16 protein-coding genes are annotated in these 17255 nt (G+C 36.0%); 7 read left to right on the forward strand and 9 right to left on the reverse strand.

What is annotated here, in order from left to right; genetic code table 11:
* Nucleotides 1-9 precede the first annotated feature (9 nt).
* Nucleotides 10-477: an SRPBCC family protein gene (locus tag GJU43_RS03010; protein ID WP_154339365.1), complete on the forward strand. Its 468-nt coding sequence runs from the start codon at nt 10-12 to the stop codon at nt 475-477.
* Nucleotides 474-1766 carry a deoxyribodipyrimidine photo-lyase gene (locus GJU43_RS03015; protein ID WP_154339366.1) on the forward strand — a complete coding sequence of 431 codons (1293 nt, stop codon included), beginning with the start codon at nt 474-476 and terminating at the stop codon, nt 1764-1766. The genes GJU43_RS03010 and GJU43_RS03015 overlap by 4 nt, the downstream gene beginning before the upstream one ends.
* A gap of 84 nt (nt 1767-1850) precedes the next feature.
* On the opposite strand, the gene GJU43_RS03020 is transcribed toward GJU43_RS03015, so the two are convergent.
* Nucleotides 1851-3155 carry an AarF/ABC1/UbiB kinase family protein gene (locus GJU43_RS03020; protein WP_154339367.1) on the reverse strand — a complete coding sequence of 435 codons (1305 nt, stop codon included), beginning with the start codon at nt 3153-3155 and terminating at the stop codon, nt 1851-1853.
* On the reverse strand, nt 3155-3814 hold the full coding sequence (locus GJU43_RS03025) for a TetR family transcriptional regulator C-terminal domain-containing protein (RefSeq protein ID WP_154339368.1): 660 nt from the start codon (nt 3812-3814) through the stop codon (nt 3155-3157). Before GJU43_RS03025 ends, GJU43_RS03020 begins: the two co-directional genes overlap by 1 nt.
* 97 nt (nt 3815-3911) lie before the next feature.
* Here GJU43_RS03025 and GJU43_RS03030 point away from each other — a divergent pair, with 97 nt between their 5' ends.
* Entirely contained in the window at nt 3912-4823 is a 912-nt protein-coding gene (locus GJU43_RS03030) for a TIGR01777 family oxidoreductase (protein WP_154339563.1), read from the forward strand.
* Between the two features lie 3 nt (nt 4824-4826).
* Here the strand turns inward: GJU43_RS03030 and GJU43_RS03035 are convergent, their stop codons facing one another.
* From GJU43_RS03035 to rmuC, 5 genes are all read right to left on the reverse strand, one after another.
* Nucleotides 4827-5366, reverse strand: coding sequence for a YceI family protein (locus GJU43_RS03035; protein ID WP_154339369.1), 540 nt, complete (start codon nt 5364-5366; stop codon nt 4827-4829).
* Between the two features lie 241 nt (nt 5367-5607).
* Complete coding sequence (locus GJU43_RS03040; RefSeq protein WP_154339370.1) at nt 5608-5988, reverse strand: hypothetical protein; 381 nt, start codon at nt 5986-5988, stop codon at nt 5608-5610.
* 120 nt (nt 5989-6108) lie between these two features.
* The gene (locus GJU43_RS03045; RefSeq protein ID WP_154339371.1) at nt 6109-6504 is read right to left on the reverse strand and encodes a VOC family protein; all 396 of its coding nucleotides are present in this window, start codon (nt 6502-6504) and stop codon (nt 6109-6111) included.
* A gap of 49 nt (nt 6505-6553) precedes the next feature.
* Nucleotides 6554-7102 carry an acyl-CoA thioesterase gene (locus GJU43_RS03050; RefSeq protein ID WP_127339799.1) on the reverse strand — a complete coding sequence of 183 codons (549 nt, stop codon included), beginning with the start codon at nt 7100-7102 and terminating at the stop codon, nt 6554-6556.
* A 25-nt stretch (nt 7103-7127) separates the two neighbouring features.
* Complete coding sequence (gene rmuC, locus GJU43_RS03055) at nt 7128-8498, reverse strand: DNA recombination protein RmuC (protein ID WP_154339372.1); 1371 nt, start codon at nt 8496-8498, stop codon at nt 7128-7130.
* Between the two features lie 180 nt (nt 8499-8678).
* Between rmuC and GJU43_RS03060 the strand changes: the two genes are divergently transcribed.
* The 4 genes from GJU43_RS03060 to GJU43_RS03075 all read left to right on the forward strand — a co-directional run bounded on the left by GJU43_RS03060 (nt 8679) and on the right by GJU43_RS03075 (nt 12888).
* Entirely contained in the window at nt 8679-9554 is an 876-nt protein-coding gene (locus GJU43_RS03060) for a protease complex subunit PrcB family protein (RefSeq protein ID WP_154339373.1), read from the forward strand.
* Between the two features lie 242 nt (nt 9555-9796).
* Entirely contained in the window at nt 9797-10348 is a 552-nt protein-coding gene (locus tag GJU43_RS03065) for an RNA polymerase sigma factor (protein WP_154339374.1), read from the forward strand.
* Nucleotides 10345-12294, forward strand: coding sequence for a hypothetical protein (locus tag GJU43_RS03070; protein WP_154339375.1), 1950 nt, complete (start codon nt 10345-10347; stop codon nt 12292-12294). Before GJU43_RS03065 ends, GJU43_RS03070 begins: the two co-directional genes overlap by 4 nt.
* 54 nt (nt 12295-12348) lie before the next feature.
* Entirely contained in the window at nt 12349-12888 is a 540-nt protein-coding gene (locus tag GJU43_RS03075) for a MepB family protein (protein ID WP_154339376.1), read from the forward strand.
* A 65-nt stretch (nt 12889-12953) separates the two neighbouring features.
* Here the strand turns inward: GJU43_RS03075 and GJU43_RS03080 are convergent, their stop codons facing one another.
* Both GJU43_RS03080 and GJU43_RS03085 read right to left on the reverse strand, forming a co-directional pair.
* Nucleotides 12954-16400, reverse strand: coding sequence for a T9SS-dependent choice-of-anchor J family protein (locus tag GJU43_RS03080; RefSeq protein WP_154339377.1), 3447 nt, complete (start codon nt 16398-16400; stop codon nt 12954-12956).
* Nucleotides 16401-16767: 367 nt separating this feature from the next.
* Complete coding sequence (locus GJU43_RS03085; protein ID WP_154339378.1) at nt 16768-17130, reverse strand: hypothetical protein; 363 nt, start codon at nt 17128-17130, stop codon at nt 16768-16770.
* Between the last annotated feature and the right edge of the window lie 125 nt (nt 17131-17255).

Genomic DNA, 17255 nt, shown 5'->3' on the forward strand with positions numbered 1-17255 from the left:
GAACTGATTATGAAATTATACAAAATAGAAACCGTTCAATATATAAACTCCAGTTTAGAAGAATGCTGGGATTTCTTTTCAAATCCAAAGAACCTTCAAACCATCACATTAGATAATATGAGTTTTGAAATTCAGGATTTTGACCACAAACGCATGTATCCCGGACAAATCATCTCTTATACCCTAAAGCCGCTATTGGGAATTAAAATGTCCTGGGTAACGGAAATTATTGTTTCAGAGGAAAATCAGTATTTTATAGATCTGCAACGATTTGGCCCTTATAAATTCTGGCACCACAAACACTTTTTTGAAGCTACTGAAACCGGAATAAAAATGACTGATGTTGTACATTACGCCTTACCCTTTGGTTATTTAGGACGCCTTATGAACAAATTGATTGTTGAGAACAAACTAAAAACCATCTTCGCTTACCGCTATAATAAAATTGAAGAATTGTTCAATTCGAAAATAAAATGAAACAAAAAGTTACCTTTTTCTGGTTCCGACGTGATTTGCGATTAGAAGACAATGTTGGATTGTTTCATGCCCTGCAATCTGAATTTCCCGTAGTTCCTTTATTTATTTTTGATGAGGATATTCTTGAAAATCTTCCTAAAAATGATGCAAGGGTTGGTTTTATTTACGATTCTCTTGAGAAAGTAAACGAACAGCTTAAAGCAATTCAGTCGTCTCTTTTAATAAAAAAAGGAAAAACAGCCGAAGTCTGGAAATCCTTGTTAACTGCATTTGACATTCAGAAAGTAGTATTCAACAAAGATTACGAACCGTACGCTATCAAACGCGATGTAGAGATTGGTCAGTTATTGCAACAAAATGGTGTGGAATCTTTATCCTATAAAGACCATGTTATTTTCGAAGAGAAAGAAATAACAAAATCAGACGGGCTGCCTTACACGATTTACACTCCCTATAAAAACAAATGGCTGCAGAACTACCATCTTTCAGGACAGGCTCCGGATTATGATACAAAACCTTTGTTTTCGGGCTTCGCTAAAAATGAATTTGAATTTCCGGAATTAGCTGAAATAGGATTTGAAAGAAGTTCCATAAAAGTGCTTCCTCATAACTTAACACAAATTGCAAATTATAAGGAAACCAGGGATTTTCCGGCTTTAGACAGTACTTCTTATCTGTCTCCGCATTTGCGTTTTGGTACTGTCAGTATCCGAAAATTAGTGAATTGGGCCAACAAAAAGAACCAGACTTTTTTAAGTGAACTGATCTGGAGAGAATTTTTTATTCAGATCCTTTTTAGCTTTCCGCATGTGGTCCATCATAATTTCAAACCAGCCTATGATGGTATTCAATGGCGCAATAATGAAGACGACTTTAAACGATGGTGTTCCGGAACAACCGGCTACCCTATGGTAGATGCCGGCATGCGACAGCTCAACGAAACCGGTTATATGCACAATCGCGTACGAATGGTAGTAGCCAGCTTTTTATGCAAACACTTACTCATTAACTGGCAGTGGGGTGAAGCTTATTTTGCCGAAAAATTATTAGATTTCGAATTGGCTTCCAACGTAGGCAACTGGCAATGGGCTGCCGGAACGGGTTGTGATGCTGCACCATACTTCCGGGTTTTCAATCCTGAAATTCAACAAAAGAAATTTGACGAAAAAGGAAGTTACATCCGTAAATGGATTCCTGAATTTGATCTTGGTTATAATGAACCAATGGTAGAACATGCTTTTGCAAGAGACAGGGCAATCGCCACTTATAAGGAAGGAATACTTAAATAAATTCCAAAATTTTAAATTCCAAATTCCAATTGTTTTGTTTTATTACAATTGGAATTTGGAATTTTTATATTGGAATTTTCCGGCTTAATATTTCAAAAAATTATTCACTGCTATTTTTGCTTTCAGATCGAACATTAGATTATACAAACCAAAGAACGTACGGTTCATATAAATAAAGTGTTTGGAACCGCGATTTCCGTTCATTTTTTTGAGGTTGGTATCGTTTGAGAAACGCTCTCCTAATTGGGCAATGCTTTCAAAAAAGCTTTCATCCGAAAAATCGAAGGTATCTTCCTGAAACGGTTTTGTGAAAAGCGATAACAAGTCATGAAACATCTCGGTAAAATATTCAATTTCTTCTGGTGAATCATCCGGACGAAGAATCTCCAGCTCAAACAGTTTCTGATTGAAAAGCGCCTGCTCTGTAATGACATTTTTGTTGATTAATTCAAAATACGGCACATAAAAATCTTCCGGAATTTGTTTCATACACCCAAAATCAAGAGCAATTAGGTGGTTCTCATCATCAACAAGGAAATTGCCGGGATGTGGATCTGCATGTACTTTCCTCAAAACATGAATCTGGTACATATAAAAATCCCAAAGAGCCTGACCAATTTTATCGCCAACTTCCTGATCTGTGTTTTTAGCTGTAAATTCAGAAAGGTGAATTCCCGTCATCCAGTCCATGGTGATAATTTTTTCGGATGAAAACTCCGGATAATAATTCGGAAAAAGGAGGTTTTCGATTTTACTGCAGGCTTCAACAACTTGCTGGCTTTGTTGAAGTTCCAGTAAATAATTGGTTTCTTCGATAAGCTTGTCTTCTACTTCCTTAAAATATTTATCAGAATCTTTTCCCTGCAGGTTAAACATTCTGACCGCAATGGGCTTTACCAAAGCCAAATCTGATGAAATACTGTTGGCAACACCCGGATACTGAATTTTAACGGCGAGTTTTTTTCCGTCTTTCACAGCCAGGTGCACCTGACCAATACTTGCCGCATTTACGGAATTAGCATTGAATTCATCGAAAATTTCGTAAGGTGTTTTTCCAAAATTGGTTTTAAAGGTCTTTAGTACCAAAGGCGCAGAAAGCGGTGGCACAGAAAATTGGGACAATGAAAATTTCTCCACGTAGGCCTGCGGAAGAAAGTTTTTATCCATACTGAGCATCTGGGCTACTTTAAGCGCACTTCCTTTCAGGCTTTTTAAGCCATCGTAAATATCTTCTGCGTTGTTTTCGTTTAATTTATCTCGGGTCAAATCAGAGTTTACCATTTTTTCGGCATAATGCTTAATATAGTTCACTCCTACTTTTGCTCCTGTCTGAACCAGTTTTGTGGCTCTTTCTATTTTTGAGGTGGGTATATAATCGATTGTTTTCATTATCTGCTGTAAATTTTTTCTTTAAATAGAAATTTTCCAAGATCTAAAAGATGATTCATTGGGGCAACCTTCATTAGTTCAAATGAAGCATTGACCGATTTTTCGATAAAAATATCTGTTTTCTCAAACGCAGGCGAGGCATCATCCATCCAGAATTTCAGGGTGAGCATTAATTGCACCCAGGCCGATTCCTGAATTGTTTTTTCCTGAAATTTCTGAAACCTTTCCTGTTCCAATCTGTATTCATCAGTCAGAATTTCGGAAACATATCCTTTAAAAGCATCTCGCAGTGCGCTTAATTGCGTCAAATTTCGAATGGGATTCGGATTCGATTTTAAAGTTTGTAAAACATAACTCCTGTTTGCCGTTAACATTTCGAAAAATGTAAAGTAAAAACTCAACATTTTGTTCTTCATATCGTATTCCGGATAATCGGTGTTTTTGTGCAGCAAATTAACTGTATTCTCGAAAAACAATCTGAATATTTCTTTTTCTAAACCTTCAAGCGTTCCGAAAAAGTTATAAAATTCAGCTTCTGAAAAATCTTTTCCTTTAGCAAAATGAAATACTGAGGAAGGCTTTTTTCCTGCTTCCAAAACTTCATTCATGTAGGCTGAAATGATTTCATCCTTAGTAATTTCCTTTTTTTTAGTTGCCATCATATTAAAATTTAGAATTTGCATTAAAGGTAATGAATGTTTAACTATCTTTATTAATCGTTAAACAAAACTCTGTGTTAAATAAATGATAAATGAAATGGCTAAAAATGTACTAATTACCGGGGGAACCGGATTTATTGGCAAATACCTGACAGATGTATTAATTGAAAATGGTTTTTCGGTATCAGTTCTGAGTCGCGGCGATAGGAAAAACACCACTTTTATTACCTATTACAAATGGGATCTAACGCATGATTATATAGATGAAAATGCAATTCTTAAGGCTGATTACATCATTCATCTGGCCGGAGAAGGAATTGTAGAAAAACGATGGACGGAAAAAAGGAAAAAAGTAATTTTAGAAAGCCGTACGAAACCAATTGAACTTATTCATGCTATTCTGAAAAAACACAACAAATCACTGGATGCTTTTGTTTCCGCTTCTGCAATTGGAATCTACGGTGCTGTTACAAGTCAGAAGATCTGTACGGAAGAAACACCACACACAAATGACTTTCTGGGCGTAACATGTCAGCAATGGGAAAACTCAGCCGATACCATTGGAGCTTTGGGCATTAGAACGGCAAAGATCAGAACCGGAATTGTATTTGGAAAAGACGAAGGCTTTCTGAAAAAAGTCGCTCCCGGTTTCAAAGCCGGTTTCGGATCAATTTTAGGAAGTGGTAAACAATACCTGCCCTGGATTCATATAGAGGATTTGTCTCAAATTTATCTGAAATCGATTACAGACGCAGAGATCCAAGGTCCGTATAACGCAGCGGTTACAGACAATACTACCAATTCGTCATTCTCAAAAATACTCGCTAATCTGTACGGATATAAGCTATGGTTACCCAGAGTTCCTGAATTCCTTCTTAAAATTGTCCTGGGTGAAATGAGCGATGCCGTTTTAAAAGGTCAGCGGGTTTCTTCTGAAAAAATACAAAAAACAGGTTTTAAATTTCAATACTATGACATAGAAAAAGCACTTTCGAGCTGTTTAAAATAAAGATTATTTCATAATACCGCTAAGATCGGTCTGGACTGTTTTTGATATTTTATTAGCCACTACATAAGGAATTTCGATATTAAAATCTGAAACCGAGAGTGGAAAATTGGAAACAATCTGTATTCCGTCAGGCACTTTTTTGATTAAAGCTTTTACAGCAATCAGCTTGGATTTGCCATGAAGGTAAATTTTGCCTTTGACATCATATTCTTTTTCATCTTCGGTAATGTCTTTCAGATCAAACTTTTCGATTTTACCTTTAAAAACAGCTTTTGGATAGCGACGGCTTTCAATATAATTTTCGTTGAAATGTTCCTGCATTAAATCCATTTTAAAACGAAAATCCCTGATTACGACAGTACAGATAAGCGTACTTGTCTGAGGTTCCAGGACAATAGTCCCGAGCTTATTTACCGCTTTTACTTCTTCAAAAAAAGGAACAGAAGCCTGAAAATTTACAATCGCCGAATTGGTTTTGAATTTATCCTGAGCGAGCAATGAAAATGCGGTAAAAAGAAAAATAAATAAAGTAGTTTTTTTCATAATCGTCAATAATTAAACAATTATGTCATTCGATTCTTTTTAATTTAAGAGGAGAAAAAAACTGAACTTAAGTAAGTCTGAAAAAATCAAATGGCAATACTCCGTGAAAACTTAGTAACCTAAACGATGTACTTAAAGTTACGAAATTATCTGCCATGCAGTTCTTGATTTTTCCTAAATCTTTGTGAAAAAAAATGTCTTTTATCAAATGATTTTTGTGAAAGGTAAGAAGTGGGCAAAACTATCTTTTACCCCTAACCAGCGCCTGAATCACATTTATAACGAATACAGCCTGCATGCCGAGCATAATGAAGAAAGTAATCCATATTCCCCAAGTCATTTTAGCATTAAAATCAATATCATCCAGAACCGATTCAAAATCCCCCGGAGCAGTTTGACGAATAAGCTTGAAAAACAATAAAATCAAAAAAACACCTCCAATAGATACAATAACATGTGTGAACGTAATCCATTTAATTAAAATAAAATTCAACTTTATTAAAACAAAATAAATTACGGCAATAAAACTATATATGAAAGACAAAAGCACTCCGAAATGCCCGTAAGAAATAACAAAATAAGTATCGTAAATATTGATATCCAGTGTTTTTTGATCATTCAAAAAACCACCAATCAAAAAAAATGCTATTAGGAAAAGAAATAGAAAATAAGGTTTACGCAACAGGTATTTCATCTATATAAAAAAATCGTTATAGCATTTCACTCATAACTCACAACTCATTTAACCCTCCACTTCCGTACAAATCTCAATTAAAAAACCATCTAAATCCCTTACATAAGCCACAATCTGACCCCACGGTTTCCGGGTAGGCTCTGTAACCAGTACCGCTCCGAAAGTGGTTGCTTTTTGTACGGTTTCGGTAACATCATCGGTGATAAAACCAATTTCTGTCGCAAATGGCTTTGCTTCCAGATTACTTTCGATAAAACCTTCCTTTAAATTTTGAGCGGCCAGTTTCTTTGATGCAAACGAGAGAGTGGTTTCACCCGTAATTAATTCGCCGTAATCATTCTCCGGTGTGACAAATTTTCTTGAAAATCCGAAAGCATTTTCATAAAAAGCAACCGCTGTTTCCACATTTTCAACATATAAAATGGTGTATCCGAACTTTATCATTTTTCTCTTTTTAAATTAGTACAAAATCTTATTTAACCCGACAGGGCGACTATCCTATTTCCAGCAACACATTATATTTATCGAGGCTTGCCAAATCTTCAATAGAATTTACACTGGTAATTTTAGCGTGCTCTTCGATTTCTTTTTTAGTTTCAATTTGTTTGATGCATTTTCTAAAGCGGCGCACTTCGTCAAGACTGGATAAAATAAGCCCTGGTACGGGAACACTTTTTCCTTCTTTATCTTTGGCTACCATGGTGAAATAAGACGAATTACAATGTTTTACCGCTCCGGTCTGAATATTCTCCGACTCCACACGGATTCCAACAATCATAGAACTTCTTCCTACATAGTTTACAGAAGCTTTCATGGTAACCAGCTCCCCCACTTCAATTGGTTTCAGGAAATTTACGGTATCGACAGATGCGGTGACACAATAATTTCCGGAAAATTTTGAAGCGCAGGCAAAAGCAATCTGATCCAGTAAAAGTAAAATATATCCTCCGTGTATTTTTCCGCTAAAATTGGTGTGTGAGGGAAGCATTAGCTCGGAAATACTTACTTTGGAAGAAGAAACAGGTTTAAAATCGGCAGTCATGTGGTAATATTTTTAGTATTTATTTTTAGTTTAGTTGTTCATTTTCGTCAGTATTTGCCCTGGCGATAATAGTTTCGGGCAGTGCTTTTTTGGCTTTAGCTCCCATTTTCTTTAACTTCTCAACGCTTGAAATCAGATTTCCTTTTCCGTCTACCAATTTGTTCATAGCACTGTCGTATTCGGTTTTGGTATCTTTAATTTTATTGCCAATTCGAACCAGGTCCATTACAAAACCTTCAAATTTATCGTATAAGGCACCGGCCTGTCTCGCAATTTCGAAAGCATTTTCCTGTTGCTTCTGGTTGGCCCACATACTGTCAATCGTTCGTAAAGTCGCAAGCAGCGTGCTTGGCGTTACGATTACTATATTTCTGTCAAAGGCTTTATTGTACAGGGCAGAATCCTCATTTAAAGCAATCGCGAAAGCAGGTTCTATAGGAATAAAGAGCAGTACAAAGTCCGGACTTTCTATTTGATATAAATCGTGATAATTTTTATTCCCGAGCTGCTCCACATGTCTTTTAATAGAATTTACATGTTCTTTCAGGAATTCAATTTTAAGGAGTTCCGATTCTTCGTTGATCCATTTTTCGTATGCTACCAAAGAAACTTTAGAATCGACAATCATTTTCTTACCGTCCGGCAGATTAATAACCACATCAGGAAAAACCCTGGCACCATCGCTGTTTGTAAAACTTTGCTGTACTTCGTATTCACGCCCTTTTTCTAAACCCGATTTTTCCAGCACGCGTTCTAAAACCAGTTCTCCCCAGTTTCCCTGCATTTTGCTGTCGCCTTTCAGTGCTTTGGTCAAATTGAGGGTTTCTTTGCTCATTTGGGCATTCATTTCACTTAAACCCACAATCTGCTGGCGTAAAGCCGCGTGATAATCGATACTCTCCTTGTGGGTTTGCTCGACTTTTTGTTCAAATCCATGAATTTTATCCTGCAGGGGCAAAAGGATATTTTTCATGTTTACCGTATTTTGTTCTGTAAATTTAGCCGTCTTTTCTTCGAGAATCTTATTGGCCAGGTTCTCAAATTCCCTGGTTAATTTTTCCTGTAATTCGGTGATTTCGTTTTTTTGTTCTTTATGACGTTCCCACAAATTTTCAAAATCAACTTCTTTTTTGGAAAGCTGAATGGCCAAGCTGTCTTTTTCAGTACGGATGTTTTCTTTTTCCGAATTATTCGAATAAAGCTGTTTTTCAAAAGCACTTCTTTCTTTTTCAAACTGCTCTTTTTGCAATTGCAGTTGGTTAAATGCAGCATTTAATCGCTCATTCAGACTTACTTTTTCGGATTGGGAACGGGCTGTAAATAATAATTTGCCTAAGTATATCCCAACGAATAAAGCGACGATAAAAGCAAACAAAACCGGAAGAAAGTCAAGCATAACTAAGTTTATTTTTAAGTAAAAGTACGCAATAATACGTAGTGCCAGATTTTTAAAACTGAAATTTCATCAATAACCGTTGATTCTAAATTAAATAAAGATTCTGAAATAAAAAATGTTTTTTGCCACGCAACCATTTTCTAAAATTACATCTTCTAAATATAACCTATTTAAAAAATTATGAAAAAATTAATACTTGGCTTATTTATAGCTTTTGGAATTAGCGCTTGTTCAATAAGCAATGATGATCTGAATGTTGATTGCGGATCAAATGTAGACTCCCCTTTTACAGGAATTCCTTTTTTATGTAATTACAGCGTAAAAACACTGCCTCAAAATCCCGCTGCCTATATAATCAATACACAGGAAAGACTGGAAACTTATTTCACTAAACACGAAAATACGTGTCCAAATCCAACTGATCCTGCTATCGATTTTACCAAATATTATTTAATAGGGATTTTTTCCGGGCCAAAACCTACAAGCGGTTATGATATAAAAATGACATCGATTGTTGAAAATAACTGTGAAATCATTATTAATTTCTATGAAAAGGCACCACTGGCCGGTGAGGCCATAACACAAACGCCAACTTATCCTTCTGATTTTATTCTGATTCCTAAAACGGCCAAAACCATTCTTTTTAACAGAACTAATGAAAGTTCCGATAAAATCGTAATTGGAAGTTTTGCCAGCCAATGTACCGGTGCTGACTGTCAGAAGTTTTTTCAACTGAATGATTACAATATTCTGAAATTTCAAAATGTAGTAGCCGGAAGCTATGATTTTAACCAATATAAATACACTGCAACGGGCAAGAGAGGTGAATATACTTTATTCCTGAAAAATGTACCGGCTGAGATTGCTGCCTTGAAAGGACAAACCAAAACATACGGTTCTCCGGATACAGCAGGTCACGGTGGTGTTTATTTTGAACTGCGTCAGGGTGCAGTCATTACCAAAATCTATATTGACAACACGGACACTGACGATCAGAATGCAGCCATAAAAGCTTTCAAAAAGGCAATTCAGGATAAAATAACACTCCTTAAATAATAAAAAAATTAATATACTTTATTATCGGTTCCGGTTTTGATCCCTGGTGACAATCCGGAATCGGGTAATTTAGATAACGAGGTCATTACTTTTGAAAACCAAAGCTCTTTACTAATCAAAATACTGACAATCAAAACATAACAATCCGAAGCACTCTTACGGATACTACTCAGACTATCTGTAAAAGATAGTTTTCTGAGTTAAAAAAAACTAATTTTGCCAAAATAAATTTAACCACATTTTTGAAAGACGATTTAGAAAAATATATTAAGCAATGCATGCAAAATGAAAGAGAAGGGCAACTGAAAATTTATCAGCTGTTCTCTCCTGTTTTGTATGGAATCTGCTTGAAATATATGAAAAACGAAGACGATGCTAAAGATGTTTTTCAGGAAGCATTTGTGATTGTTTTTCAAAAAATAAGTCAATACAAGTTTGAGGGAAGTTTTGAAGGCTGGCTGAAACGTATTTTCATCAATAAACTTATTGAGGCTTTGAACAAGAAGAAAAAGGAAAATTTCTTTCTGGATGTTTTTGATCCTGATATCGATTATACTGAAGAGGAAGAACTGGACAGTATTCCGATCGAACAGGAAAAGTTACTCGAATACATCCGGGATTTACCCGATCAGTACAGGACCGTTTTTAATTTATATGTTTTCGAAAAAATGAAACATAAAGAAATAGCCGAAGTATTGAAAATTTCAGAAGGTACATCAAAATCAAATTTAAACAGGGCCAAGGGAATTTTACAAAAAAGAATTTTGAGTATAAAAAATTTTAAGACAGCATGAAGAAGCAAAAAATAGAAGATATTTTTTCATCACTGGAAAACTTTTCAAGTGTTCCGCCACCTGAATTGTGGGGTCAGATTGAAGAAAAACTAAATAAACCCAAAAAGAAGAAAAGAGCAATTCTTTGGTGGTCGGCTGCTGCATGCTTATTATTAGGTTTAATGCTCCCTTCTGTTTTACATTTTAATTCAGGTTCTGAAATTAAAGATTTCAATGCGAAAGCTACAGAAAATAACAGTATCGTTCTGGAGGAAAACCAGACACAATCCAATCCGGACAAAACAATTTCCGGGGAGAAAAATACGATCGGCCAAAAATCCGCCACTCTTGACAGTGCAGAAGAGCTTGCAAAAGAATCCGTTTCTTCACAAGAAAAAGTACAAAGACAAGAAAAGGCAGTTGCTCCTGCTGATGCTACTAAAAATAACATTTCCAACAGTCCGAATCAAGAACTGACAAACGCAAATCAGGCTGTAGCCGAAAACGATTTTACTCCTGAAAAAGAAAACACATTAAAATCAACTTCCAAAAATCAAATAGCAAACACTAAAAAAAGAAATGCGAATCAAAGTTTAGCGGAAAAGACACTTAGTACAGGAAAGGAAAATCTATTCAGTACCCGTTCAAAAAATCAACCGTCGGCTGCTGAAACTAAAAATACAAATCAAGGTTTAGCGGAGAAAACCTGGAGCAACGGAAATCAAAATCTATTGAATTCCGATTCAAAAAATCAACCATTAGCTGGTGACAAAAGAAATGTAAATCAAGTTTTAGCGGATAAAACACGGAGCACCGGAAAGCAAAATCCGTTTAATGCTGATTCAAAAACGCTGGCAACAGATGCAGAGAAACGAAAAGCTAATCAGGTTCTTGCCGAAAAGACATTTACTACCGCAAAGCAGAATCCGTTTAATGCAAATTCGAAAAATCAACTATCAAATTCTCTTTTTGAAGATAAGCAGCATTCGAAAAACAGTAAAAACAACACTAACAGCTTCGCTTTACATTCTTCTCAGCCCTTTTCAAATGATTCGCAAAGTAAAATGAATCAAAGCGGAAAAGAATACAAAAACGAATTGGCTGTAACTGAAAAACCTTTTGCGGAGCATCAAAAAAGCAATTCAAAATTTGGTGATGTATTAACCAAACAGGATTCAGTTCAGTTAGCAGAACTTCAGAAATTAGAAAAAGGTATTGTTACTTCTGAAGCGAAAAAAGAAACAGAGAAAGAAATAAAATCTAAATCCAATGGCGAAAAATGGGATGTTGCAGTTTTTGCGGGCGTTGCCAATTCTGAAAATTATAAAAATGAAAAAACGTTAGGCCATGTCAATGACTCGAAACAAAGTAATACTTATGGCGTAAAAACAAAATACAAAATCAATAAAAAATGGGCTGTTGGTTCCGGTTTTAAAATCAACGAACTGGGTCAGAGTATCGCTAACGTTTCCTACGTGAATGTGAGTGAACGAAATAATGCCCTCGCAAGCTACAATGATTATTACATTCAGAGTTCTGCTACTCCGCAAATTGCATCAAATAGTGATTATGTATTTGTTTCGAACAGCAGCAAAGAGGTACTGAAAAGTAATAATGTCCAGACGGGTAATTTAGACCAGAGTTTAAAATATATCGAAATGCCTTTAGAAGTTTCGTATGCCGTTTTTAGTAAAAACAAAACGAGTATCAGCCTAAATACAGGCGGTTTTGTGGGCAAATTGATTTCAAATAATGTCGCTTTGGACGGTAATTCAATTGGGAAAAATATTGAAGCCAATGACTTTGTTTACGGTTCCGTATTAAGCAGCACGCTGCAATACCGCATTTACAAGAAAACAAATGTATTTGTTGAGCCCGCTATGAATTATTATTTAAACCCATTAAATAACCAGTCTTTCAATCAGTTTCAATGGGGGTTTAATTTTGGTTTGAATGTTTCGTTTTAGACTATTTTTTGTTGTAATTTTCAAAAAAACAGCAACAAAAACAACTCTCTCAGAATGAGCATTAAAAATAACTGGAATACTCAAAACTCCATTCCGAACGACTTACTTAGGGCCGGGGAATTGGTTTATGACCTGCTTGATTTAGAATGTACCGAACCTCATCCGGAAGCAGAAAGTGCGGAATACAGTGCTTATCGTTTTCAATTGAACGGGAAAGACATTTGCTATCGGGAAGCTAAAATTACACCCACAAAAACGGGTCAGTTTGTCACTTTATGGAAACGCAATCAATCCTCAAAAACTATTGAACCTTTTGATACGTCAGATGCTATTGACTATGTTATAATCAGTGTCAGAAAAAATGAATTGTTCGGACAGTTTATTTTCCCAAAATCAGTTTTATTGGCGAAAGGAATATTTTCTACTGCCACAAAAGAAGGAATAAGAGCTACAAGAGTTTATCCGCCCTGGGACGAAACCAAAAGCAAGCAGGCTCAGAAAACACAGCATTGGCAATTGGATTATTTTTACGAAATCCCTGTCAGTCAGCCGATAGATTTAAACCGGGTCAGAAGTTTAATTAACAATGATTAAAACACTTAAATAATAAAGGCAGCTTAAATAAGCTGCCTTTATAGTTTACAAAAATAGAAGCTTCTCTATTTTTTAATAATTTTATCACTGTAAATGACCTTATTGTTTTCAGTCAGTGTATAAATATAAACCCCGGTTTTAAGGTTACCAATCGGAATCACCGAATTATTTTTCTCCTGAGTTCCTTTTACTTCAATCGGACTCATTACTAAACGTCCTGATATATCATAAATTCTTAATTTCAGGTTTTTATCATCCGCTGTTTTCACTGTAAGGTTTACAACATCTGATGCAGGATTAGGATAAGCCTGAACAAAATATCCCTTTTTGTTTTCAAAATCAGTGGTGGATAAATTATCTGCTTTTAATTCGAAACGGGCAATTACAGGTCCGTGATCTGAAGTTGTAGTGGTATAACCTGAAATATCCGCGCGCGGATCGTATACTGCAATGGAGTTCGGAATGTATTGATCTGTCAGTTCATTTGAAATAACAATATGATCCAAAAATCCTCCAGAACTTAAAAAACTATAAGCTCCTGCCTGACTAATGCCTAATGTTAATGCATTGTAACGGTCTGTATCTTCTACTATTTTCTGATAAGAGGAAGGAATAGTTGGTCCCACCACTGATATTTTTACATCATCGTTAAAATCGCCCAAAATCATAAAATTCGAATTTGGATATTCGGCATCTAAAGCATCTTTTAAATATTCGGCATCGTATTTACGCTGATTGTATTTCATCATATCGCTTCCACTATTGGCACGAGCATGAAGATCAATCACGTTAATTTCCTTTTTGATTCCACCAATATTAGTTTCAATCTTCACTAAATAAGGCAAACGGCCTGAGGAGAAAAAACTGTCATCATTGATTTGAGGAGTCTCTGTTCCGGGATAACCCGGTAAAACTGTAGTTCCGGCACGAACAGCATCATACAAATCCTTAAACAATACTTTCGTACTTTTTACCGTAGTGGTTTGTGTGTTGTACAGCACCACCAGTTTCTGAGGTGGAAAATTAGGTTCCGGATCATTAAAAGAATAAGACCAGGAAGTAGAAATTGTTTTGTCGAATGTTTTTCCGTTTATATTGATTAGACTGATCAAATCTTCTATAGAAGAATCATCGGAAACTTCCTGTACTACATAGACATCGGCATTTAGCTTATTCATTACTTTGGCAACATTCTCTATTTGTAAAGCATCATCGGTTGGGCCGAATTCAGTTCCGCTTTTGTCTTTTACGTCAGAACCGAAAAACTCCAGATTGTAAGTCACAACATCAAAAGTCTCTGCTTTTGGTAAAGATGAACCGGTTAAAGCTCCGATTTGTTTGTTTAGCCCGGCCCCTGTTACTGTTAATGCACCGGAGATCGTTAATGCTTTTACAGAAGGTGCAAATCGTGCGTACAATATTTTACCTGCTACAGCGTCTGCGGCACTAACCACAATACTGGATTGAAAGAAACTATTATCTAAAGAGATTTCATAATCTGAAGGAGCTGTAACGGTAATATCCCCGTAACCATCTGCTTTAAAATCAAAAGGTTTGCTGGCTGATATGGCATTAGGACTAACATCTCCAAAATCCAAAACCGGATTTGAAGCCACATAGCCTGTTTCATTAGTAACCGCATAATCATCAAATGACCATTCTGAGGCATTATTGGTTCCTCCAGCAGTAGTTTCATAAACCCAGGCCAAATACGTATGACTTGTTTTATAAGCTCCTAAATTGATATATTGTGACTGAATATAAGTTCCGGTCGTCGTTGGAAAATTACCGTTTATTTCTGTCCACGTCGCAGTTTCCGGACTGCTTTTTCCGTCATAATCAACAGAAACCAATAATTTCAAACCCGGGCCTGCATAAAACTTACGGGTGTAGAATGACAATAAAGGAAATTGATTAAAATTATCTAAACGTAATCTTGGTGATATTAACCAATCCTTACTCGCACCGGTATCTGAAAAACCATTCATAAGAACCGCGCCGGTTCCGGAATTCACATTTCTTGTCACGGTAGTGGTTGACCATTTATTAATTGGACCCGATACATTATATTGGGTCCAGCCACTGTTTGTGAAAACACTTGCATCATTAAAGCCCTGCACATACGGATTAATACCTCTTCCTGCCAGAGTAACTGTTTTGTTTGCTGCACCGGTTGATTCATGTGTTATCTGGCCTGAAAAAACACCAGTTGCATCCGGAGTAAACTTCACATAAACGGTTGGTGTTGCATTACCCGAAAAATCAGACAGGTTATAGGTTAGCGAAGATTGAAAATTGGTATTGTCTTTAGAAACTGAAAAATTAGCTCCCGCACTAACTACGACATCATTCGTAAGGTTGCTCCCCTGAATCTGATAAGATAACGTTTCCGAATCAAAATTTGCTTCAGAAAATCCCAAATCCAGTGAAGTCGTTGTTGTGGATAAAGACGGAATTGCAACACTTGAAGTAGTAACATCCACTTTATTTACCGTGGATTGAATATTGCCGTAAAGATCTTCAGAAATAGAAAAAACAGAATACGAAGTATTAATAATCAAACCATTGAAGGTTTTCACATATACCTGAGAAGGATCTGTAATATCCAGAAATCCGGATTGTAAAGCTGCAGTTCCAGTGGCGTCAAGACCGGATTTTATCTGTGTAGCAGTTGGCTCTGCACTTCCGGATGGTACTAATACATAATATGTTTTCGCGGCCTCATCTACTTTATTAGAAAAATCAAAGCTTTCAGACAATACGTTACTGGCCTGTGGATAACCTGAAGCATTAATCGGGGCTGTGTTATCACTTCTTATATCTATGTTATCAATCGCAAAAGAAGGACGTGCGCCCCCGCCTGAATTTTGTTTGGAAATCCATCTGATTTGCACAACAGGCTGATTTTCGCATTCTGCCGGCAAGGTTACTTTGATGGTTTTTACATTTTGTGGAGTAGTAACAGCGGTGATCTGTTTTACATCATTGTTCACATAAGCAGTTGGCAATAAAGAAACAAAAGCAGCAGTTGTTCCAATACGATATTGTAAAACCATTTCATTTATACGCGTATTAGTGTTCGCTGGCGGTATATCATACGGATTACGGATGGTCATTGCATCATATTTAACCTGAATCGCTGTCTGACCAATTGTTGAAAAAGCAAATCCTATAGCCAGATCAAGAGATCCTGTATTCAGGAACCCGATCTTTCCATCGTAATTATGAAAATTACCACTACTTGTGGCAGCGGTACTACTGACTGCCAGCGGTCTGTCGGCAACCATAGTGGCAGCCGTGGCATATTGACTTGTACCTGATGGGTTTGATGTCGACACTGTCCAGCCCTGAAAACCTGCCGGATAGGCTACTACTGTTGCAGCAAATGAAAATTCCTGCGTGTAAGGTAAACTTTGAGCTGCCGGCATAGTCTGTGCCACAAGGCTCACCGAAAAGCAACAAAAAAGACTTAAAAAAGTCATTACGTTGCGTAAAGAGTAAATGTTTTTCATACGTTTGAAAATAGGGGTTTTTAGAAATCAAATTTATAGTCTTTAATATTAAGGGAATATTGTAAAATCTTAAACTTATTGCACCCAAAGTGATGAACTTACACTAATGAAAAGGGAATTATTGGCAAATTTATTTCATTATTATCAACAACAATACGGTTTAACAGCATTATACGTTATCCGAAAAAATTACTTACAAGATACTAATTTATAAGAAATAACTTTATATTATTATTTTTAATATGTGAAAAATAAACAAAAAAAGACCCTCTAACATTAGAAGGTCTTTTTTTTGTATGTGCGAAAATACCTGTAAACCGTGGTATAACTGCGATTTTAAAAGTGTACCATCTAAAATCAACGCCTATTATTCATCTAATTTCATGTTTCCTCTGTCTTCATGATTGTCCGGATGGGAATTCGGATAACGATTAGGCGTTACATCAGAATTCCTGTCTTTGTTTTCAACCGTTTTTTTTACTTCTTCTTCTGTAGCAACACCGCGATTTGAATTTTCGCTATCGGTCTGATCTGAAACTTTCTTTATTTTTTCGTTTTCATTTCTTGCTCTGTCTACAACCTCTTTATTACCATCTGCATCTGTTACTACTTCTTTCTGTAGTTTTATTTCGTCCGGTTTATAATCCTGAGAAATATTTTTCCCTTTCAAATCATCACTGTTTTTTTGTACTCCATTTATTTTTTTAGAGCCTAAATCATTAGTTCCCATATTTTTATTTTTTAAGATTGCTATTATAATATTACGAATTCCAAATCCGAAAACTTACTGTTTTAACATAGCGTTTGGATAATAAAACGTTCTTCTTTCAATTATAATCAAACAAAACTATCTTT

This window comes from Flavobacterium sp. LC2016-23 (assembly GCF_009674775.1).
In the GTDB taxonomy this organism is placed as follows: Bacteria; Bacteroidota; Bacteroidia; order Flavobacteriales; family Flavobacteriaceae; genus Flavobacterium.

What these genes read in the sequence shown, in the direction of transcription:
- GJU43_RS03015 (WP_154339366.1), top strand. Translation starts at nt 474, where the DNA reads ATGAAACAAAAAGTTACCTTTTTCTGGTTCCGACGTGATTTGCGATTA.
- GJU43_RS03070 (WP_154339375.1), top strand. Translation starts at nt 10,345, where the DNA reads ATGAAGAAGCAAAAAATAGAAGATATTTTTTCATCACTGGAAAACTTT.
- GJU43_RS03085 (WP_154339378.1), bottom strand. Translation starts at nt 17,130, where the DNA reads ATGGGAACTAATGATTTAGGCTCTAAAAAAATAAATGGAGTACAAAAA.
- GJU43_RS03020 (WP_154339367.1), bottom strand. Translation starts at nt 3,155, where the DNA reads ATGAAAACAATCGATTATATACCCACCTCAAAAATAGAAAGAGCCACA.
- GJU43_RS03010 (WP_154339365.1), top strand. Translation starts at nt 10, where the DNA reads ATGAAATTATACAAAATAGAAACCGTTCAATATATAAACTCCAGTTTA.
- GJU43_RS03080 (WP_154339377.1), bottom strand. Translation starts at nt 16,400, where the DNA reads ATGAAAAACATTTACTCTTTACGCAACGTAATGACTTTTTTAAGTCTT.
- GJU43_RS03075 (WP_154339376.1), top strand. Translation starts at nt 12,349, where the DNA reads ATGAGCATTAAAAATAACTGGAATACTCAAAACTCCATTCCGAACGAC.
- GJU43_RS03025 (WP_154339368.1), bottom strand. Translation starts at nt 3,814, where the DNA reads ATGGCAACTAAAAAAAAGGAAATTACTAAGGATGAAATCATTTCAGCC.
- GJU43_RS03045 (WP_154339371.1), bottom strand. Translation starts at nt 6,504, where the DNA reads ATGATAAAGTTCGGATACACCATTTTATATGTTGAAAATGTGGAAACA.
- GJU43_RS03050 (WP_127339799.1), bottom strand. Translation starts at nt 7,102, where the DNA reads ATGACTGCCGATTTTAAACCTGTTTCTTCTTCCAAAGTAAGTATTTCC.
- GJU43_RS03030 (WP_154339563.1), top strand. Translation starts at nt 3,912, where the DNA reads ATGGCTAAAAATGTACTAATTACCGGGGGAACCGGATTTATTGGCAAA.
- rmuC (WP_154339372.1), bottom strand. Translation starts at nt 8,498, where the DNA reads ATGCTTGACTTTCTTCCGGTTTTGTTTGCTTTTATCGTCGCTTTATTC.
- GJU43_RS03035 (WP_154339369.1), bottom strand. Translation starts at nt 5,366, where the DNA reads ATGAAAAAAACTACTTTATTTATTTTTCTTTTTACCGCATTTTCATTG.
- GJU43_RS03060 (WP_154339373.1), top strand. Translation starts at nt 8,679, where the DNA reads ATGAAAAAATTAATACTTGGCTTATTTATAGCTTTTGGAATTAGCGCT.